Source organism: Thalassospira profundimaris, from assembly GCF_003326755.1.
Lineage (GTDB): Bacteria > Pseudomonadota > Alphaproteobacteria > Rhodospirillales > Thalassospiraceae > Thalassospira > Thalassospira profundimaris_B.
The window spans coordinates 19,485-40,544 of sequence record NZ_JPWH01000009.1; the positions used below are offsets into that span (position 1 = coordinate 19,485).

Sequence of the window (21,060 nt, forward strand, 5' to 3'; positions counted from 1 at the left end):
ACGTGTCGTCACTGTGTCGACAAGCTATTTGTGTCTACATAAAGTCGACACAGGGAGAAAATTAATGAAGAATATTTTTGCTGCTATACTTCTGGGGGCTTCGCTGGTTGCGACCGGGGCCGCTGCGCAGGAACAGGGTGGCCGTTTGAAAACGGTGTTGGATCGCGGATCTTTGCTCTGCAGTGGTCATAACGGATCGTTCCTGGGATTTGCTGAAGTTGATGATCAGGGTAAGTGGAAAGGGCTTGATATCGAGCTTTGCCACGCGCTTGCCGCAGGACTGTTCGGGACTTCGGAAGGGCATCTTGAAATTGTTCCGATTAGTTGGGCGCAACGCTGGCCTGCCCTTCAGTCGGGTGACATTGATGTTGTCATCAAGGTGTCTGGCTGGACGCAAAGCCGGGATACGGAGCTGAACCTTCAGTTTAGCCGTCCGTATTTCATTGGTGCGTTTCAGGCGATGACGAAGACCGAACTGGGTGTAAAATCCATTGCGGAACTTGATGGTGGAACGATTTGCGTCGCTGCGGGGACTTCAACAGAGCTTGCCGCCGCAACTTATTTGCAGTCGAAATCCATCAAGGTTGAACTGCTGACCTTTGAAAATGGCGACGAGCTGCGCAATGCCTATTACGATGGCCGCTGTGATGCGTATATCGAATGGGCGCCATCTCTTGCCGCTGCACGGCTTGATGCCCCCGATGGGGCCGAGGCACATGTCATCCTGCCTGATGTGATTGATCTTGAAGCGGAGGGGATCGTCGTTCCGGAAGGGGATCCGAAATGGCTTGACGTTCAGAACTGGATGCTAAGCTCGCTCTGGTTTGCCGAGGCGAACGGTATTACGTCTGAAAATGTTGATGAAATCCGGGCAAACCCGCCGTCTGCGACGATTGAGAAATTCCTGGGTGTAACACCCGGTTATGGCGCACGTCTTGGTCTTTCCGATGACTGGGCCTATAACATGATCAAGGAAGTTGGCAATTTTGCGGAAATCTATGACCGCAGTCTTGGTGACAGTTCGCCCTATGGCCTGCCACGTGGCATCAATGCGCTGTATTCTAACGGTGGCGTGTTCTACCCGTTGATCGTGGACTAGAGCTTCCAGAACTTTCATTCCAGGTATTGCCCGGGCATTTGTTTTTTATTTATTGCCCGGGCATTTTTCCAAAGCTTTCTTTGGAGGTTGGGCATGCTTGCCATCCTCAAGAACCGACATGTCAGAGATACCGGCTTTCAGGCAGGTTTTGTCGGCGCCCTTGTCATTTTGATCGTTGCCCTGGTGGTTACTGGCAAAGCCAACCTTGAAGCACAGGGGCTGACATCCGGGTTTGGTTTTCTCGAACGCTCGACGGGGTGGCGCATCAGTTTTTCGCTGATCGACTATACCACGTCGTCGCCTTACTGGCTGGCGCTTGTTGTCGGGTTGCTCAACTCGCTATTTCTTGGCGCGGTCTCGCTCAGTTTTGCAACACTCATTGGCGTTACTGTTGGTGTCATGAGGACGTCGGGTAACGGTATGGCAGAGCTTGTCGGGACAACCTTTGTCGAGATTTTCCGCAATGTGCCGCTGATTCTGCAACTGCTGTTCTGGTATTCCCTGCTGCTGTCGCTGCCAGCACCTCGTGAAGTCGAACCGGTGCTGGGCGTATTCGCCTTTACCGGGCGCGGGATCTATATCCCGGGACTGAATATAACAGGTCTTTCCGCCTTTTTGATTGTTGTGTCGCTGATCGCTGGCGCAAGTGTCAATCTCTGGCTGTCAACAGCGGAACGCTTCAAGACTGTTTCGGTTGCGGTGCGACGCAAATGGAAAATCTGTCTGTGGCTTGGCGTAGCGATCGTCGTGTTTGCAATCACCTGGTGGGGGCGGCTGCCTGAAACGCCGTTCTTTACCATTCCGGAACATCGCGGGCTTAATTACCGGAATGGCATTCGTGTTTCGCCAGAGCTGTTTGCCTGCATTATCGCAATTTCGATTTATGGTGCCGCCTATATCGCGGAAATCATTCGTTCCGGGTTTAACGCGATTTCCCCTGGTCAGGGCGAGGCCGGACATGCGCTTGGACTGTCACGCTGGCAGATATTTACCCGGATCCGTTTGCCATTGGCAATTCGCATCGTCATGCCAACCCTGATCAATCAGTATGTCTGGCTGTTCAAGGCCACGACGATTGGCATTGCCATCAGTTTCACCGATTTCTTCATGGTTGTTTCGACCGCGATCAATCAAAGCGGTCAGACGCTTGAACTGATTGCCATTTTGATGGGCGGATTTCTTGTCATCAACTATTCGATTGCCTGGGTGCTGAACCGTGTCAATGACGCGATCAAGCTCAAGGGCACGCAGATGAGGATATAACCCCATGAGTGTATCCAAATCCGTTTCACACGATGGTGTGCCCATATCGATTTTCGGGGCTATCCGTAAAAAATACTTTGCCACCCCGACCGATATCGTCGTTTCGTCCATTTTGGCAGTTCTGGTGCTGTGGTTGCTGGCAAACGTCATTGACTGGGCATTTGTCAAGGCGGTTTTCGGTGCCGGTCGGCGCGACGACTGCCTTGCCGCAGAAGGGGCCTGCTGGTCGGTGATCGCATCACGCTGGCGGATTGTCCTGTTCGGTCTTTATCCGTTCGAGGAACAGTGGCGTTCCGGTGTGGCCTGCCTGATCATGGTGATCGTCGCGGCACTGTCCTGCGTTCCATATTTTTGGAACGGGAAACGTTTGCTGGGTTTGTGGCTTTCGGGATTTGCGGTTTTTTATGTGTTGATGCGCGGCGGGTTTTTGGGCCTGACCCCGGTTTTTGAACAGAATTGGGGTGGTCTTGCCCTGACGCTCTTTATCTTTGCGGCTGTCTGTATTCTCGGGATGCCGATGGCGATTGTTTTTGCGCTGTTGCGTCGATCCGAACTGCCGTGGATTTCGCGGACAATGGGCTTGATCATCGACACGATCCGTTCGCTGCCGCTTTTGACCATCATGTTCACCTTTGCAATCGTGTCGCCGTTCGTCCTGCCGGACTGGGCCGTCGGGGACAAGCTGTACCGGGTGATTGTGGGCTATGCGATTTTCTTTGCCTGCTATCAGGCAGAGATCATCCGTGGCGGCATCCAGGGGTTGCCTGCCGGTCAGGAAGAGGCGGCCAAGGCACTGGGCATGGGGTACTGGCACCGAATTGGTTACATCGTTTTGCCCCAGGCCTTTCGCAATGCTTTGCCACCAACGATCAACCAGATCGTGATCACGTTCAAGGAAACGTCGCTTGTCACCATTATCGGGTTCTTTGACGTGATGGCATCCGGGCGGGCGGCATCAGGGACGGCGGAATGGAGCTTTGCCCATGTCGAAGTCTATTGCTTCGTCGCCCTGATCTTCTTTGTCTTTGTTTTCTCCCTGTCGCGCTACGGCGCCTATCTTGAACGCCGCCTTGGCGTCGGTCGCCGGTAAAGGAGCATATCCATGACTGAGCACGCGATCCTTATCAGGAACATGAACAAATACTATGGCAGTTTCCATGCGCTCAAGAACATTGATCTTGAGGTCAAACGGGGGGAACGGATCGTGATTTGCGGACCATCGGGTTCGGGAAAATCGACCCTGATCCGGTGCATTAACCGGCTTGAAGAACATCAGTCCGGTGACATTGAAGTCATGGGCACGATGCTTGACGAGAATGTTGATCATATCGATGAAATTCGCCGTGAAGCCGGAATGGTGTTTCAGAATTTCAATCTGTTTCCCCACATGACGATTTTGGAGAACTGCATCCTTGCCCCGATGCTGGTGCGCAAGATCGACCGTGTCGAGGCCGAGAAAACCGCAATGGAATATCTCGCGCGGGTCAAGATTCCGGAGCAGGCCAGCAAGTATCCTGGCGAACTTTCAGGGGGGCAGCAACAACGTGTGGCGATCGCACGCGCCTTGTGCATGAAACCTGAACTCATGTTGTTTGACGAGCCGACATCGGCGCTTGATCCGGAAATGATTTCCGAAGTGCTCGATGTGATGGTCGGCCTGGCCGAGGACGGCATGACGATGGTGTGTGTCACCCATGAGATGGGATTTGCCCGACAGGTGGCCGACCGTGTTGTTTTCATGGCCGATGGTCAGGTGATCGAGCAGGCGGAACCGGAAACCTTTTTTGAAAATCCGCAAAATGAAAGAACGAAAACATTCCTAAGTCAGGTGCTCGGCCATTAATGGCCTGATTGACGCCCTGATATTCAAATCCGAAAGACTGAAAGGATGATTATGAAACTCTCAGGTGTGATGCCAGCTCTCGTTACTCCGTTTGACCAGGATGGCAATATTGATTTTGATGCTTTTGAAAAGCATCTTACCAATCTGCGGGCCGCAGGTGTAAGTGGCTGGGTGCCGTGCGGATCTTCGGGTGAATATAATTTCATGTCCGATGCCGAACGCGAAGAGGTCCTGAAATTCGTCAAGGACTTTGCGATTGACGGTGAAACCCTGATTGCCGGGACAAATGCCCCCCATACCAAAGGCGTTATTGCGAATACCGCACGGGCCAAGGAACTTGGTTATGATGCGGTGCTTCTGGCAACCCCGTTTTACACCAAGCCGACCGATGCCGAATTGCTCAATCATTTCAAAACGGTACTTGATGCAGTTGATATCAACCTGGTGCTGTATTCCTATCCGGATAAGGATGGCATCGAGATTTCCTATGATGTGATGGACGGGCTTGCGGATCATCCGCGCGTGATCGGGATCAAGGAAAGCTCCGGTTCCCTGCAACGGGCGATTGGCATTGCAACCCGTTATGAAAACCGTATCCAGCTTGTTTCCGGGTCGGATGACATTGCGCTCGATTTCATGTTTTGGGGGGCGGAAAGCTGGATTTGTGGTCCGGCCAACTGTATGGCCAAGGCGGTATGTGATCTTGATCGTACCTACAAGGCTGGCGATCTTGAAAAAGCAAAGCAGCAAATGGCGACCCTTTATAAAGCAATGAACATTCTGGAATCCGGAAAATTCGTTCAGAAGCTTAAATATGGCTGTGAATTGCAGGGAACTCCGGTTGGCGAATGTCGTGCGCCACTCGGTCCGTTGACGGACACCGAGAAAGCGGATTTCCGTGCTGCGATGGAGCCGATCCTCAATTGGTAAACCGCTATCGGTCGGGTGATGTATTCACCCGACCTCGCGTTTGGTTGGATTGAAGTCGATGCAAAAAGTGATCGTCATTGGTGGCGGTGTTGTTGGCATTTCCTGTGCCCTGAAGTTACAGGATGATGGTTATGACGTTACCGTTCTAGAGCCGGGGCAACCGGGTGAAGGTGCCAGTTGGGCATCGTGTGGCAGCATCGCGGTGAGCGAGGTTGTGCCGCTATCCAAACCCGGGACCCTGCGCCGCGCACCGGGCTGGATGCTTGATCCGGCGGGGCCCCTGACTTTGCGGGCCGGTTCTGCCTTGCGGGTTTTACCGTGGTTTTTGCGGTTTGCCGGCAATGCCCGACCGTCACGGATTGAGGCGATCAGCCGGGAAATTTCGGTGCTGACGAGAACCGCGCTGGTCGACACGCAGGCGCTTTTAGCTTCGCTTGGCTTGTCCGGCCTGTTGCGACATCAGCCCGTGATCGAGCTTTATGACAGTGCACGCGACCTTGAACATGAACGGGCCTTCCATGATGCTCGTCGGGCTCTTGGATTTGAACTTGAAGAAATTTCGGGCGCGCAGGCAGCCGAAATGGAGCCGTCAATTGCAGCGGATTTTGCCCGTGCGGTTGTTCTGAAAGACTGGCGGTCTGTGGTGGATGCCAAGCGGTTCGTTGCGGAGCTGCACAGGGTATTTGTCGAACGCGGCGGCCAGGTTCGTCACATCAGTGCGCAGGGGTTTGCCCGGGAAGATCAAAAGGTTGTCGCAGTCCAGGACGACAGGGGCGACACCCATGTCGCGGATCAGTTCGTGATCTCTGCCGGGGCCCATTCACGCAGGCTTGCCGCAGAACTTGACTGTTCCATTCAGATGGAAGGTGTCATCGGGTATCAGACATCGTTTGATGATCCCGGGGTAAAGGTTGAACATGGGCTGATTTATGCCAAGGGTGGATTTGGCATAACACCCTATGAAAGCGGATTGGCCGTAGCAGGCAGTATCGAATTTGCGCATCTTGATGCGCAACCAAACTGGAAACGGGCGGACATCCTGGTGCAAAAGGCCAAACGTGTCTTGCCGGGCCTGAAAACCGAAGATGGCCTTCGCCGTTTTGGTCGCAGGCCGCTGACACCGGACACCAAACCGATCATTGACAGGATACCGGGCATTGAAAACGTGATGTTGGCGACAGGCCATGGTCAGCTTGGCGTGACCCTGGCGGCAACCACCGGACGTCTGATTTCCGACATGATAACCGGTCGCCCGTTGCCATTGGATATGGCGGCCTACAGGGTTGACCGTTTTTAGGCCGAATGCACAGGAGAACACGAGATGCAGGACATGCAATTCATCGATGGCGAGTATATTCCTTCGGCATCAGGCAAAAAAATTGACGTCATCGACCCGTCAAATGGCCGGGTTTATCATCAGGTCAGTGCCGGAAACGCCGAGGATATCGACAAGGCGGTTAAAGCGGCACGCGCAGCTTTTGATGACGGTCCGTGGCGCAAAATGTCCGGCGGGGAACGCGCTGCCATTTTGCGCAAGATGGGCGACATCATCAATGAACGTGTCAATGAACTGGCAGAGCTTGAAGTTCAAAATAACGGGAAACCGTTGCCCGAAGCCATTTGGGATATCGAGGACACGGCGGGATGTTTTCACTTCTATGCCGATTTGGCAGAAGAACTTGATCAGGATGAAGGAAAAAACATTCCTTTGTCCGAACCACGGTTTTCTTCGATTGCCGTACGCGAACCGGTGGGCGTGGCTGGAGCAATCATTCCCTGGAATTTCCCGATGCTGATGGCTGCCTGGAAAGTTGCACCGGCATTGGCGGCGGGGTGTAGTGTGGTTTTAAAACCCTCTGAAGTCACGCCGATAACCGCGCTTGAATATGGCGTGATCGCGCAGCAGGCGGGGCTGCCCAAAGGTGTTTTGAATGTTGTGACCGGTCTTGGGCCAGATGCGGGTCAACCCCTGACGGATCATCCGGGCGTGGACAAGCTGGCCTTTACCGGCTCGGTGCCGACGGGGTCCAAAATCATGGCGGCGGCGGCACGCGATATTAAGGCGGTCAGTCTTGAGCTGGGCGGGAAATCGCCGCTGGTGATTTTTGAAGATACCGATATTGAGGCCGCCGTAGAATGGATCATGTTTGGCATTTTCTGGAACAAGGGCGAGGTGTGCTCTGCCACGTCGCGCGTTCTGATCGCGCGCAGCATTTATGACAAGGTGCTGACACGCCTGATCGAAGAGGCGCAAAAGGTCAAGATCGGCCACGGAATGGAAAAAGGCGTTCTGTTGGGACCGATCGTCAACAAATCGCAGTTTGAAAAGATAAAGGCCGCCATTGCCCGCGGCCAGGAGGAAGGGGCGACCCTGGCTTCAGGCGGCAAAACGCCAGAGGGTCTGGAGGAAGGTTATTATCTTGAACCGACCATTTTTACCGATGTGCCGCTGGATAGCTGGATCTGGAAAGAGGAAATTTTTGGCCCTGTGGTTTGCGTCCGCCCGTTTGATGGTGAAGAAGATGCCATCCGGCAGGCCAATGATTCCAGATACGGCCTGGCCGCTGCGGTGATGTCTGCCGATCTTGAGCGGGCCAATCGGGTGGCGCGTGCCTTTCGTGCCGGAATTGTCTGGGTGAATTGTTCCCAGCCAACATTTACCGAGGCTCCGTGGGGGGGCTACAAGCAGTCGGGCATTGGCCGGGAACTGGGTGAATGGGGCCTGAACAATTACCTGGAAACCAAACAGATCACGACTTTTAACGATACAAGCCCCTGGGGCTGGTTCCTGAAAGGCTAAGTCATGCGGTGGTCACGTGTCATTCAAACTGTCGATGTTCACTGTGAAGGTGAAGTCGGCCGGGTGATTGTCGGGGGTGTTCTGGACATTCCCGGCAGAACAATGGGCGAAAAACTGACCTATCTGAACGAGACGGATGACAGTTTACGCCGTTTTCTGTGTTCAGAGCCGCGTAGCGGACCGGCAGGATCGTTCGTCCTGTTGACACCAGCCTGCACGCCGGGCGCGGATGTGGGGATGATTGTGTTCCAGCCCGATCAGGCACATGCGATGTCGGGTTCAAATGCCATGTGTGCCGTAACAGCCATTCTTGAAACCGGGATGCTTGCGATTACCGGTGAAAAAACGGTTGTGACGCTTGATACGGCTGTGGGACTGGTGCAGGGAACGGCAACATGCCGCGATGGCAAGGTGGAATGTGTTTCTATTGATATGCCAGCCGCATTCGTTGCCAGGGCTCATCAGGTGATCGATACCCCCCGTTGGGGGCAGGTAAGATATGATCTTTGTTTCGGTGGCGTGTTTTATGCGCTGGTTGATGTTGATCAGGTGGGTTTGGACATTATCCCCGAAAACTCCAGGGATCTGGCAACTTTCGGTGTGGAACTGCGCAACCGGATTGCCGCTGAAACCGACATCGTGCATCCCCTGATGCCTGACGTGCATGGTCTGGCTTATGTCATGTTTCGCAAACAGCTTGATACCGGTGTCGTGCAGACCTGTACCACGCTTCGTCCCGGTCGGGTTGACCGCTCGCCGTGCGGTACGGGGTCCAATGCGTCAATGGCGGTGCGCTATGCCAGCGGTCAGGCGCAGATTGGCGATGTCATGATTACCCGTTCGATCATTGGCGGAGAATTCGAGACCCGGCTGCGCGGCACCCAGGAAGCGGGGTCTTATCAAGCCGTGCTGACAACCATCTCCGGACGCTGCTGGATATATGCCATGACACAGATCGGGTTGGACCCGGCGGACCCGTTTCCACATGGCTTTATTCTGTCCGATACGTGGGGAGGGTCAGCCAAGGGTATTCAAGTGACCAGCGACTAATATCCAGTGAAACAGCTTATACGGCCAGTCTGGCAAATTCAAAATAACAGGACGTCACCATGTCTCATCACTCTCCCAATGATCTGAATGCCTTCTGGATGCCTTTTACGGCAAACCGCCAGTTCAAAAAGCAGCCCCGGATGTTTGTCGCGGCCGATGGCATGTATTACACGACAAACGACAACCGGAAGATTCTGGATGGTACGGCGGGGTTGTGGTGCTGCAATGCCGGTCATAAACGTCCGAAAATTGTTGAAGCCGTGCAAAAGCAGGTGGCCGAACTTGACTATGCGCCGGCCTTTCAGATGGGGCATCCCAAGGCGTTTGAATTGGCCAACCGCCTGATTGATATTGCACCGGACCATATGGAGCATGTGTTTTATACCAATTCCGGTTCTGAATCGGTTGAAACGGCGCTCAAGATTGCGCTGGCTTATCACAGGGCGCGCGGGGATGCCGGTAGAACACGCCTGATCGGGCGTGAACGGGGGTATCACGGCGTCAATTTTGGCGGCATTTCGGTTGGCGGGATTGTCAATAATCGCAAATTCTTTGGCAGTTTGTTAACCGGTGTGGACCATTTGCCCCATACGCACCTGCCAGACAGAAACGCCTTTACGCGCGGGCAGCCCGAACACGGTGCATACCTTGCCGATGATCTAGAGCGGATTGTCAGTCTGCATGGTGCAGAAACGATTGCGGCTGTTATTGTCGAGCCTATGGCCGGATCAACCGGCGTGTTGTTACCCCCCAAGGGCTACCTTGAACGCCTGCGCGAGATTTGTACCAGGCACGGTATCCTGCTGATTTTTGATGAAGTGATTACCGGTTTCGGGCGTCTTGGTGCCGGGTTCGGGGCGGATTATTTTGGTGTCAAACCAGACCTCATGACGACAGCAAAGGGCTTAACCAATGGTGTTGTTCCGATGGGGGCCGTGTTTGCAACGGCGGAAATTCATGATGCCTTCATGACGGGTCTCGAAAACGCCATCGAGTTATTTCACGGTTATACCTATTCCGGAAATCCGATTGCGGCAGCGGCGGGGTTGGCAACACTTGATACATACCGCGACGAGAGACTTTTTGAGCGGGCAGCCGACCTGGCTTCTTATTGGGAAGATATGCTGCATGGCCTCAAGGGCCTTCCCCATGTTATCGATGTCCGTAACCTTGGCTTGATTGGTGCGATCGAGCTTGAACCGATTGCGGGTAAGCCGACGGAACGTGCATTCAATGCGTTTCTCAAGTCCTACGACAAGGGATTGCTGATCCGAACGACGGGAGACATCATTGCACTGTCTCCTCCCCTGATCATTGAAAAACATGAAATTGACCGCATCGGCGAGACACTGTCGGAAGTCCTGGGCCAGATTGAGTGATCAGGCCGTATTGTCCATGTGGGGCATCCGAATTTTAAACTAATGGATCGTTTTTAAGGTCGGATGGCGCCTCCTTGTGGCACATAAAATTTTTTCGCCAGTATTGGTTACTGTATCTGCTATGGCTCCGATACTGGCGGTTTATCGGGTGGCAGAATGTTGTGTGCGTTGGTGATGAAGACTTAACCACATCACATTTAGCCCCTGTGCGGTAAAAAAGCGCGTGCGGCGGTACAATGCGGTTTGATCCTCCGACGGTTCACCGGCTGTTTGCGGCATGTCATCAACAGAGACGAGTGCCGCATCGCGGCGGGCAAGGGCAAGGATCTCGGGCGAGATTGCGGTATCGTGAAAAATGATGTCGGACGTTTCGATATGGCGGGCAATACCGTGTGGAATGTCATAGGCATTATTTACGGAAACCGAAGTCTTGAACAGTTGTCCGGTGGGTATCGTTGTGGTGCTGCTTTGCGGCGTAAATTGATGCAGATCTGCCAGCAGGTTGTGCATTGTGATTTTTTCAGCGAAATCAGCCTGTAATACATTCTGGAAAAAACGTGTCCAGAAACGCTGGCGTGACAGTGTATCACCCAGATGTGTTGCAACGGTTTGCCGTGCCTCCCGGGCAATGCGGGCAATATGTGACAGACTTGCCGGAAAAACCGTTTCCAGCCGCTGGCGTAGAATGCGGGCAAGGGCGGGGGCACAGGCGCCGGTTGAAATCGTGATCATCACCGGCGCCCGGTCCAGAATGGCCGGGACGATGAAATCGCAATGCGGCGTCTTATCAACGACATTAAGCAATATATTGCGCCGTTTGGCCGCTTTCTCGACGCGTTTTGTCAGGCACGGATTATCGGCAGCATCAAACACCAGAACCGCGCCATTGATCATGGTATCGACAAACGGCTGGCGTTCCCACGTGATCTGGCCTGTATCATACATTCGGGCGATGTCATCGCACAGTTCGGCAGCAATAACGGTGATATTGGCATGTGTGCGCAACAGCAGACGCAGCTTGCCTGCGGCAACATCGCCCCCGCCCAGAATGACGACTTTTTTGTCCTGGACTTTGACAAAGGCCGGGAAATAGCCGAATTTTTCACCTGCCTGGTTTTGACTTGCAGCAGAGTCCGGGATGTTATTCTGCGGCGCGCGGTAATAGGTCATCAAGGATCTCCTTTATCTCCGGCAGGCAGGATCCGCATCCTGTTCCCGCCTGAAGCAACCGGCCGATATCGGTCGCCGTTACGGCGTTCTGTTGTGAAATGGCTTGCGTGATTGCCGCAAGCCCCACCGAAAAGCACGAACAGATCAGCCGGTCATTGAGGGCGCCGGCCGCAGGCATGCGCCCGGCCAGAAGAGCATTGCGTTCATCCGGTGCGATGGCATCCGTTGCAAACAGGTTCGAGACCCAGTCACGGCCCAGAGCCGGGCGATCCCGACCGATAAAAAGTGCGCCGGTCAGGCGGTTGTCTTCAAGGCGGGCGAAACGGTGAATGCCTTTTTGGGTATCGTTATATTCAATGATGTGTCCGTGATCGTCGTGGGGGGAAACCGGCAGCAGGGACTTGAACAAAACAGGTTTGTCACCGGCGATTTCATAAATCATGCTTCCCGGACCCGTGGCCCTGACCCAGTAGGGAAGGCCGGAAAGGTCCACCGGCTTTTTGGAAAACAAAAGCCCCTGCCAGCGCGGCTCAAAAGGCGTGAGCGCCACTGGAACATGTTTGCTTTCGGGCTGGCCGGAAAGCGGGTCAACATTGGGGGGCAAAAGCCGCCCGATGCCGCCATTTGCCGAAAAAACATCATTCCAGTGCATCGGCATGAAAACCTGGCCCGGCGATTGCGCATCTGTCACCAGAACCCGCATGAGTGCGGTGCCGTGCTGGCTGGTGATGCGGGCAATTCCGTCATGTTTCAGGCCATAAAGGCTGGCATCGGCAGGATGAACTTCCAGCAGTGGTTCCGGGCGATGGGCGCTCAGGCGGGCAGCAGTGCCGGTTCGGGTCATGGTGTGCCACTGATCGCGATAACGCCCGCTATTGGCAATTAGCGGGAAGTCGGTGCTGGCCTGCGCCAGCGGGGTCGTGTGTTGAACGGCCAGCATTCTGGCCCGGCCATTTGACGTGGTGAAAATGCCGTTGCCATACAAGCGTTTGGCCCCACCGTCAGGCTGGTCGTGGCGCGAGGCAGGCCACTGGAAAGGTGTCATGGCGTCATAGCTTGATTTTTTGGCCTTGCGCCACATGCCGATGTCAAACGCCCGCAATCCGTCATTTTCAAATTCGGACAGGGCGGCATGTTCGGCAAAAATATCGCTTGGATCCCGGTATTTGAAGGCCCTGACATAGCCCATTGCCTTTGCAACTTCGGACATGATCCACCAGTCCGGCTTTGCCAGCCCGGGGGGCTTGCGGAACGGGCGCTGGCGGGAAATGCGCCGTTCGGAATTGGTCACAGTGCCCGATTTTTCGGCCCAACCGGCGGCGGGCAGTTTGATATGGGCATGGCGCAATGTGTCGGTATCGCTGACCACATCAGACACAATGACCAGCGGGCAGCGTGACAGGGCCAGGCGCACCCGGTTGGTATCGGGCAGGCTGACGGCCGGGTTGGTGCCCATGATCCAGACAGCCCTGATCTCGCCTGTTTCAATGGCGCGGAACATGTCAACCGCCTTGTAGCCTTCGCCGGGTTCAAGGCAGTCGGATCGCCAGAACCGGCGCACCCGGTCCACATCAAGCGGGTTATTGGGATCCATGTGGGCGGCAAGCTGATTGGCCAGTCCGCCCACTTCACGCCCGCCCATTGCATTGGGTTGGCCGGTGACGGAAAACGGGCCGGAACCCGGTTTGCCGACCCGCCCGGTTGCCAGATGGCAATTGAGGATCGAATTGACCTTGTCCGACCCGCTTGAGGACTGATTGACCCCTTGCGAAAACACGGTCACCGTGCGTTCAAAGGTGGCAAACCAGTTAAAAAACGTTTCCAGTTTTCCCAGACCCGAGCCGAGTTCATCAGCAACTTCATGGGTGTCGAGCCCGCATTTTTTGGCGGTTGTCTCGATATCCGGGCAGTCGGCGCGGGCCTCTGCCACGGCGTGTTCATAGCCTGTCACATGACGGGCTATGTAACGAAGGTCGGTATTGCCGGTCTGGTCCAGCCAGGCCAGCAAACCATTAAACAGGGCCACATCGCTGCCCGGTTTGATCGGCAGGTGCAGATCGGCAATATCGCAGCTTGCCGTTTTGCGCGGATCAATCACGACGATTTTGGTGCCGTGTTTTTCCCGGGCTGCCCGCAGGCGCTGGTTTAACACCGGGTGGCACCATGCCAGATTTGATCCGGTCAGAATAACCAGATCGGCGATTTCCAGGTCCTCGTAACAGCCCGGCACAACATCGGCACCAAAGGCACGTTTGTGCCCAACCACGGTGGAGGCCATGCACAGACGCGAATTGGTGTCGATATGGGGTGATCCGATAAAGCCTTTGATCAGTTTGTTGGCAACGTAATAATCCTCGGTCAGAAGCTGGCCCGAGACGTAAAATGCCACCGACTTGCGACCATGCTGTGCAATGGTGTCGCGCAGGCGGCGCGCCGTTTCGTCAATGGCTGTGTCCCAGCCAACCTTTGCACCGTCCACTTCTGGTTCCGTCAGGCGAAAATCGTGTGCCTGTTCGGCCATTACCGTGTCGATCAGGGCCGCCCCCTTGGAGCAGATGCGTCCAAGATTGGCCGGATGATCAGGGTCGCCGCCCGCGGCCCATCCATCGCGGGTGGGGGATATGATCAGGCCGCAGCCAACACCGCAATAGGGGCAGGTTGTTTTGACCTCATCCCGCATGGCGCAATCCGGCTTGCAGGTCCGTCAGGCCAATATGGACAATGCCGTCAATGACGCGGCATTCAACCTTGCCGGCACAGCCGTCATCCGGGCCCTGTGCCGCACCGGTTTCCAGTGAAAAAACCATGTTATGCAGCGGACAGGTGACAAAATGCCCATGCACAATGCCCTGGGCCAGTGGCCCCTGTTTGTGTGGGCAACGATCCAGAAGGGCGAAAACCTGATCATCAAGGGTTCTGAAAATCGCAATCCTGTCGGTTCTGGTTTGCAGGGTGCGCGCGCCCTGGCGGGGAATATCGGCAACCGGGCCAACGTCAATCCAGCTTAAGTCTGTCATCTGTTTTACTCCGCGGCGATCATGGGAAGGCCCTTGAACTCGTGGGCATCAACGTTTTCGGAAGCGCGCTCTGCCCAGGGGTCTTTCTGTGCGTTTTTCTGACTGCGCATAAAGCGGTCAAACAGCGCTTTGCGATTATCCGCGTCATCGACAACCCGCTCCTGCACATGTTTCAGGCCGACACGCTCAATCCAGGGGGCGGTACGTTCCAGATAGCGCGCTTCTTCGCGGTAAAGCTGGATGAAGGCACCGCAATATTCCTTGACCTCGTCATCGGTTGTGACCTTGCACAAAAGATCGGTGGCGCGGACATGAATGCCGCCATTACCGCCCACATGCAGGTCCCAGCCACCATCGGTCGCGACCACGCCGAAATCCTTGATGGTGGCTTCCGCACAATTGCGCGGGCAGCCGGAAACAGCCATTTTGAATTTATGGGGCATCCAGGATCCCCAGGTCATTTTTTCGAGCTCGACAGCCATGCTCATCGACATCTGGGTGCCAAAACGGCACCATTCCTGCCCGACACAGCTTTTGACCGTGCGAAGTGACTTGCCATAGGCATGACCCGACACCATGCCCGCCGCGTTTAAATCGGCCCAGACGGCGGGCAGGTCTTCTTTTTTGACCCCTAAAAGGTCGATGCGCTGACCGCCCGTGACCTTGACGGTCGGGATGGCGAATTTGTCGGCAACATCGGCAATGGCGCGCAATTCACGCGGGTTGGTCAGGCCCCCCCACATGCGCGGCACCACCGAATAAGTACCGTCCTTTTGGATGTTGGCGTGAACGCGTTCATTGATGAAACGCGATGCGCCGTGGTCCACATATTCATCCGGCCACGCCGCCAACAGATAGTAATTAAGTGCCGGGCGGCAGACATGGCAGCCGTCGGCTGTTTTCCATTCCAGTTCCTGCATGACGGCGGGCATGGATTTCAGGTTTTTGGCGATGATCAGACGACGCACACTGTCATGGTCATGATCGGTGCAGGTGCAAATCGGTTTGACGGTGGCGGCCTGATAATCCCCGCCCAGGGTTGCGGCCAGAAGGTTTTCAACAAGTCCGGCACACGACCCGCAGGAGGCAGATGCCTTGGTGTGCCCTTTCACCTCGTCAAGGGTTGTCAGTCCCTTTTCCGTGATGGCGGTAACAATGGTGCCTTTGCAAATGCCGTTACAGCCGCAAATTTCTGCATCGTCTGGCAGGGCTGCAACGGCATCAAGAGGGTTTCCGGCGGCCCCCCCGGCAAAGGCCTGTCCAAAAGCAAGGGTGTCACGCAGGTCGGTCACATCCGTGCGATCCTTCATCAGTTGGAAATACCAGCTTCCGTCGGATGTGTCGCCATACAGGACCGCCCCTTTGATTCTGCCATCCTCAAGGACGATGCGCTTGTAAACGCCGCGCCCGGCATCGCGGAAGACGATTTCCTCGGTTTCGCCCCCGCCTGAAAAATCGCCAGCGGAAAAAACATCAACGCCGGTAACTTTCAGTTTGGTCGAGGTGACAGACCCGCCATAACCGCTGGTCTCTATTTCTGCCATGTGGTCGGCAAGGGATTTTGCCATTTCAAACAGCGGCGCAACCAGCCCATAGCATTGCCCCCTGTGCTGAACGCATTCGCCCACGGCAAAGATTGCGGGATCACTGGTGGTCATGACATCGTCAACGACGATGCCGCGTTCAACCGTAAGGCCCGCTTCTGCGGCAAGGCGTCCATTGGGGCGAATGCCAACCGCCATCACCACAAGGTCCGCTGCGATCATGCGGCCGTCTTTCAGGCGAACGCCGGTAACATGTTCCGTGCCGACAATTTCGGCGGTGTCGGCCTCTGTGATGACCGAAATGCCGCGCCGTTCAAGCTCCTGTGCCAGCAAATATCCGGCAGAAGGATCAAGCTGGCGTTCCATGACATGCCCGGCCAGATGCAGGACACTGACATCCATGCCGCGTGATTGCAGGCCAACCGCGGCCTCAAGCCCCAAAAGGCCCCCGCCAATGACAACGGCAGACCCGCCCTTTGCGGCGGCACCCAGCATGGTGTCAACATCATCGACATCGCGGAATGTAACCACACCTGTAAGCTTGTGCCCCGGAACCGGGATGATGATCGGGTCCGAACCGGTTGCCAGCAGTAACTGGTCATAGCCGGTTTCCGTACCACTTCGGGAAATGACAACTTTGCGCGCACGGTCGATTTTCACCACCGGATCGCCGGAATACAGATGAATTCTGTTGTCGCGATACCAGTCCGGCGTATTGATGACGATTTCGTCAAAGCTCTTTTCACCTGATAACAGCGGCGAAAGCATGATCCGGTTATAATTGACACGCGGTTCGGCACCAAAAACCGTGATGTCGTATTTTTCCGGTGCGCGGGATAAAACTTCTTCAACGGTCCGCATCCCGGCCATGCCGTTACCAATGACAACCAGGCGGGGGCGGACGGTTCGTGATACTGCGGTGACGTGGTTCATGTTTATGTTTCCTCGTCGCGGATGCGAAGTTGGCACAAAAAAACGCCCGATGCGGCCTGCCTGTAAAAAAGGCATTTCGCAACGGACGTCGTTATCCGGTGAACCCGTCATTGGATTCTTTATATATGTAATCGGCTTCTCAGCCTGGGCAGCGGGCGGCTCTGCCTGCGCTCCTGCGTTAACTCATTCAAGTGCCATGCCAGAAAAGAAAATTTGACCGGTTATCTTCTAACTATCTGAAATATTGTCGAGAAACGCAACCCCCCTGGCAAGGGTAACATTCCTGGAATGGCAATATGATTAAAAAATAATCATCATTAAAAGTGTATGGTGTATTTTTGTGCATTTTTTGATCTCGTGCGTCAGGCGAGTTTTTCCCCTCGCGAATGCGATGATATAATATTTTTAAAAATCAGTACCTTGCCCTATTTTTACCGCATTGCGAAAAAACTGGCTTGCCGTTTGCAGGTTAACCCCGTGTGTGAGCGGCTTTGACGAAAGCAGGCCCAATGACGGGTGGCTCACAGTTCTTCGTCCAACGGCGGACGATCAGACGTTTGGAACAGCCGCGCGGATTGCCGCGCAGCCTTTCCAGTACGAATGACGGGTCGCCTGCGGACATCTTCCCGATGCAGCATGAGACCCATGAGGAAAAACCGTCGGTCGTTTGTCGCAGATGTCTGCTCTGCACGACCAAACAGAGGGGCTTCACATCATGGAAATCAAGAACAAGGCTACGCGCATCAATCTTTTCAGTCTCAAGACTGTTCAGATGCGCACCTTTCACCTTACCTGGCTTTCCTTCTTTTTATGTTTTTTTGGCTGGTTCGGGATCGCGCCGCTCATGCCGCTGGTGCGCGATGACCTGGGACTTAGCAAAAGTGAAATCGGCAGCACCATCATTGCATCAGTTGCCATTACGGTGCTGGTCCGTCTGCTGATTGGTCCGCTTTGTGACAAGATCGGGCCGCGCAAGACCTATACCGGTCTTTTGGTGCTTGGGTCGCTTCCTGTCATGCTGATCGGGCTTGCCGACAGTTATCAGACGTTCCTGCTGGCCCGTCTTGCCATCGGTTCTATCGGCGCATCCTTTGTCATCACGCAATATCATACCTCGATGATGTTCGCGCCCAATGTCGTGGGTACGGCAAATGCGACAACGGCAGGCTGGGGCAATCTTGGGGGCGGTGTCACCCAAATGGTTATGCCGCTGATTTTGGCGATGGTGCTGGGTTTTGGTGTTTCCGAAACGATGGGTTGGCGTCTGGCAATGGTATTTCCGGGCGCGATCATGCTGGTTGTGGCGGCCCTTTACTGGTTCTTCACCACGGACTGCCCGGATGGCAACTATGCCGATATGCGCAAAAGCGGTGCTTTGAAACCGGAAGATGATCATGCCGGTGCGACCAAAGGCATGCTGGCAGCCATTTCCGATTATCGGGTTTGGGCGCTGTTTTTGGTGTATGGGGCGTGTTTTGGTGTGGAACTGACCATCAACAACATTGCCGCCATTTATTTCTATGACCAGTTTGAACTTTCGCTGGCAACAGCGGGCATGATTGCGGGTCTGTTTGGGTTGATGAATATTTTTGCCCGGACCCTGGGGGGCGTATTTTCGGATAAATTTGCCGCAAAAAGCGGTCTTTCGGGACGGGTGAAGTTTTTGTTCATTGCCCTGTTCATCGAAGGGATCGCGCTTGTTGCCTTTTCGCAGATGGAAGCCCTGCTGGTCGCGGTTGCGGTGATGATCGTCTTCTCGCTGTTTGTCCAGATGTCTGAAGGTGCAACATTTGGTATCGTGCCGTTTGTCAATCGCCGGGCCCTTGGCGCGGTTGCGGGGATTGTCGGTGCCGGTGGCAATGCCGGTGCGGTTGCGGCGGGCTTTTTGTTCAAATCCGAAAGCCTGACCTATCAACAGGGGCTTTTGTATCTTGGTATTGCCGTGACCGTTTGCTCGTTTGCCGCTTTGGCCGTTCGTTTCTCGCAGGCAACCCAGGCCGAGGAGAAGGAACGCTTTGATCGCGCCCATGCCGAGCGTCTGGGTGCCTCAAGTGCAAGCGCGACACCGGTTGCGGCAGAATGATATAATCTGCCACAAGACTTTTCCCGGGGTGCGGCGCATATCGCACTCCGGGACATACCCGGACCCGAAAAAGGCCGGGATATAAAAAGAGTTTCGAGAGATCAGGCCCGCAAGGGCTGTCAGGGAGTTAAGGGGTAACTTGGTAAAGCTGGAAGAATACAACATTCTGGTGATCGACGAGAATCCCGATCGTGCCGCCATTGTCGAACGCGGCCTGGTCGAAAGCGGATATGCGCGGGTATCGCGCATTGGAACGTCGCATAATCTGGTTGCCCGCATTCAGGCGCTGGCACCCGACATTATCATCATCGATCTTGAAAACCCGGACCGCGACACCCTTGAACAGATGTTTCAGGTATCGCGCGCCATTGCGCGCCCGATCGCCATGTTCGTGGATCAAAGCGATGCCTCCATGATCCAGGAGGCGGTTTCTGCCGGTGTCAGTGCCTATGTTGTTGATGGCTTGCGCCAGGACCGCATTCGTCCGATTGTGGATATGGCGATTTCGCGGTTTAACGCCTTTGACCAGTTGCGCCGCGAACGTGACGAGGCACAGGCCAAGCTGAGTGAACGCAAACTGATCGAGCGGGCCAAGGGTCTGCTGATGAAGGAAAAAGGCCTTTCCGAGGAAGAATCCTATAACCTGCTGCGTAAAAACGCGATGAAGCAGAACCGCAAGATCTATGAGATCGCGCAAAGTGTCATCACGGCGTTTCAGTTGGAGTTTTAAGTAATGGCAAACAGGGTTCGTCTTGGATTTGTGCCGCTTGTTGATTGTGCCATTCCGGTTGTCGCGCGTGCGATGGGGTTTGCCGCACGTGAAAATATTGAACTTGAGCTTGTTCGTGAACTGTCCTGGGCGGCCATTCGCGACAAGCTGTCTTTTGGTGTTTTTGATGCGGCGCATATGCTTGCCGGTATTCCGATAGCCGGCCGTCTGGGGCTGGGCGGATTGCCCGTGCAGAATATTGTGGTGCCAATGGCGTTGGGCCGTGGCGGAAACGCGATTACGGTTTCCACCCCGCTTTATCAAAGAATGCTCAAGGCGGACCCGTATGCGATGATGGGGCCACGCGGCCTTTCGGCCCGGGCATTGAGAAAAGTGATTGACGAGGACAAGGCGGCGGGCCGCCCCGTGCTGTCCTTTGCGACCGTGTTTCCGTTTTCAAGCCACAATTATGAATTGCGTTACTGGATGGCTGCTGCCGGTATTGATCCTGATCAGGATGTCAATATTGGCGTTATTGCGCCGCCGCGCATGTTTGACAGCCTGCGCAATGGCTGGGTTGATGGCTATTGTGTTGGCGAACCCTGGAACCAGCGCGCCGTGTTTCATGGCGACGGGGTTATTGTTGCGCTGAAAGACGATATTTGGCCGCGTAGCCCGGAAAAGGTACTGGGCCTGCGTGAAGACTGGGTGCAAAACAATCGCGATGTGGTTGCTGCCCTGGTACGTGCCCTGGTGCGTGCGGCAGAATGGGCCGATCAGCCCGGCAACCGTCTTGAACTGGCCCATATTTTATCCGAGGAAGCCAATGTCGGTGCCCCGTTCGAGGTGCTGAAGGCATCGCTGTGTGGCAGGCCGGTGTTGCGACCGGGGGAGCCACCTGTTGAAATGCCCGACCGCCATGTTTTTTACCGTTATACAGCCACATTCCCCTGGCTTTCGCAGGGGCGTTGGCTGGGCGAGCAAATGAAACGGTGGGGGCAAATTCCCGGGGATGTAAATCTTGATCGGGTTATTCCTGATGTTTACCGTCCGGACCTGTATCGTATGGCTGTTGCCGGGCTGGATGTTCTGGTACCGCAAAATGATTCGCGCATCGAAGGTGCTGCCGATGCACCGGACCGGTCGCTGGTCGGTCCGGACAGGTTTCTTGATGACAGTGTTTTTGGGTATCGCGACGGTCTGTCATGACCACAGTTCCGGAACGGCGCAGGCCGGGATG

General features: G+C 55.0%; 16 protein-coding genes. 12 read left to right on the forward strand and 4 right to left on the reverse strand.

Features of this window, described 5'->3' with window-relative positions; genetic code table 11:
- The first annotated feature begins 64 nt into the window (after positions 1 to 64).
- The 9 genes from TH25_RS11810 (at position 65) to aptA (ending at position 10,364) form a co-directional block, all read left to right on the forward strand.
- A complete protein-coding gene (locus tag TH25_RS11810; RefSeq protein WP_114088631.1) occupies positions 65 to 1,099 on the forward strand; it encodes a transporter substrate-binding domain-containing protein in 1,035 nt (344 codons plus the stop codon).
- Positions 1,100 to 1,192: 93 nt separating this feature from the next.
- Entirely contained in the window at positions 1,193 to 2,362 is a 1,170-nt protein-coding gene (locus TH25_RS11815; RefSeq protein ID WP_114088632.1) for an ABC transporter permease subunit, read from the forward strand.
- 4 nt (positions 2,363 to 2,366) lie between these two features.
- Complete coding sequence (locus TH25_RS11820) at positions 2,367 to 3,452, forward strand: amino acid ABC transporter permease (protein WP_114088633.1); 1,086 nt, start codon at positions 2,367 to 2,369, stop codon at positions 3,450 to 3,452.
- 12 nt (positions 3,453 to 3,464) lie between these two features.
- Positions 3,465 to 4,205 carry an amino acid ABC transporter ATP-binding protein gene (locus tag TH25_RS11825; RefSeq protein ID WP_114088634.1) on the forward strand — a complete coding sequence of 247 codons (741 nt, stop codon included), beginning with the start codon at positions 3,465 to 3,467 and terminating at the stop codon, positions 4,203 to 4,205.
- Between the two features lie 51 nt (positions 4,206 to 4,256).
- Positions 4,257 to 5,135 (forward strand): dihydrodipicolinate synthase family protein, encoded by an 879-nt coding sequence (locus TH25_RS11830; protein WP_114088635.1) that lies wholly within the window; start codon positions 4,257 to 4,259, stop codon positions 5,133 to 5,135.
- 58 nt (positions 5,136 to 5,193) lie between these two features.
- On the forward strand, positions 5,194 to 6,432 hold the full coding sequence (locus tag TH25_RS11835; RefSeq protein ID WP_114088636.1) for an NAD(P)/FAD-dependent oxidoreductase: 1,239 nt from the start codon (positions 5,194 to 5,196) through the stop codon (positions 6,430 to 6,432).
- Positions 6,433 to 6,456: 24 nt separating this feature from the next.
- Positions 6,457 to 7,935: an aldehyde dehydrogenase family protein gene (locus TH25_RS11840; RefSeq protein WP_114088637.1), complete on the forward strand. Its 1,479-nt coding sequence runs from the start codon at positions 6,457 to 6,459 to the stop codon at positions 7,933 to 7,935.
- A gap of 3 nt (positions 7,936 to 7,938) precedes the next feature.
- A complete protein-coding gene (locus TH25_RS11845; RefSeq protein WP_114088638.1) occupies positions 7,939 to 8,985 on the forward strand; it encodes a proline racemase family protein in 1,047 nt (348 codons plus the stop codon).
- A 59-nt stretch (positions 8,986 to 9,044) separates the two neighbouring features.
- Positions 9,045 to 10,364, forward strand: coding sequence for an omega-aminotransferase AptA (gene aptA, locus TH25_RS11850; RefSeq protein WP_114088639.1), 1,320 nt, complete (start codon positions 9,045 to 9,047; stop codon positions 10,362 to 10,364).
- Between the two features lie 141 nt (positions 10,365 to 10,505).
- Here the strand turns inward: aptA and TH25_RS11855 are convergent, their stop codons facing one another.
- The 4 genes from TH25_RS11855 to nirB are packed head-to-tail and all read right to left on the reverse strand — an operon-like array spanning position 10,506 to position 17,028.
- The gene (locus tag TH25_RS11855) at positions 10,506 to 11,534 is read right to left on the reverse strand and encodes a siroheme synthase (protein ID WP_114088640.1); all 1,029 of its coding nucleotides are present in this window, start codon (positions 11,532 to 11,534) and stop codon (positions 10,506 to 10,508) included.
- Complete coding sequence (locus tag TH25_RS11860; RefSeq protein WP_114088641.1) at positions 11,506 to 14,214, reverse strand: nitrate reductase; 2,709 nt, start codon at positions 14,212 to 14,214, stop codon at positions 11,506 to 11,508. Before TH25_RS11860 ends, TH25_RS11855 begins: the two co-directional genes overlap by 29 nt.
- Positions 14,204 to 14,551: a nitrite reductase small subunit NirD gene (gene nirD, locus TH25_RS11865; protein ID WP_114088642.1), complete on the reverse strand. Its 348-nt coding sequence runs from the start codon at positions 14,549 to 14,551 to the stop codon at positions 14,204 to 14,206. The genes TH25_RS11860 and nirD overlap by 11 nt, the downstream gene beginning before the upstream one ends.
- Positions 14,552 to 14,556: 5 nt before the next feature.
- On the reverse strand, positions 14,557 to 17,028 hold the full coding sequence (nirB, locus tag TH25_RS11870; RefSeq protein ID WP_114088643.1) for a nitrite reductase large subunit NirB: 2,472 nt from the start codon (positions 17,026 to 17,028) through the stop codon (positions 14,557 to 14,559).
- Positions 17,029 to 17,743: 715 nt separating this feature from the next.
- Between nirB and TH25_RS11875 the strand changes: the two genes are divergently transcribed.
- The 3 genes from TH25_RS11875 to TH25_RS11885 all read left to right on the forward strand — a co-directional run bounded on the left by TH25_RS11875 (position 17,744) and on the right by TH25_RS11885 (position 21,029).
- Positions 17,744 to 19,111: a NarK family nitrate/nitrite MFS transporter gene (locus TH25_RS11875; RefSeq protein WP_114088644.1), complete on the forward strand. Its 1,368-nt coding sequence runs from the start codon at positions 17,744 to 17,746 to the stop codon at positions 19,109 to 19,111.
- A 139-nt stretch (positions 19,112 to 19,250) separates the two neighbouring features.
- Entirely contained in the window at positions 19,251 to 19,841 is a 591-nt protein-coding gene (locus TH25_RS11880; protein WP_114088645.1) for an ANTAR domain-containing response regulator, read from the forward strand.
- A gap of 3 nt (positions 19,842 to 19,844) precedes the next feature.
- Positions 19,845 to 21,029 carry a CmpA/NrtA family ABC transporter substrate-binding protein gene (locus TH25_RS11885; RefSeq protein ID WP_114088646.1) on the forward strand — a complete coding sequence of 395 codons (1,185 nt, stop codon included), beginning with the start codon at positions 19,845 to 19,847 and terminating at the stop codon, positions 21,027 to 21,029.
- Positions 21,030 to 21,060: the final 31 nt, after the last annotated feature.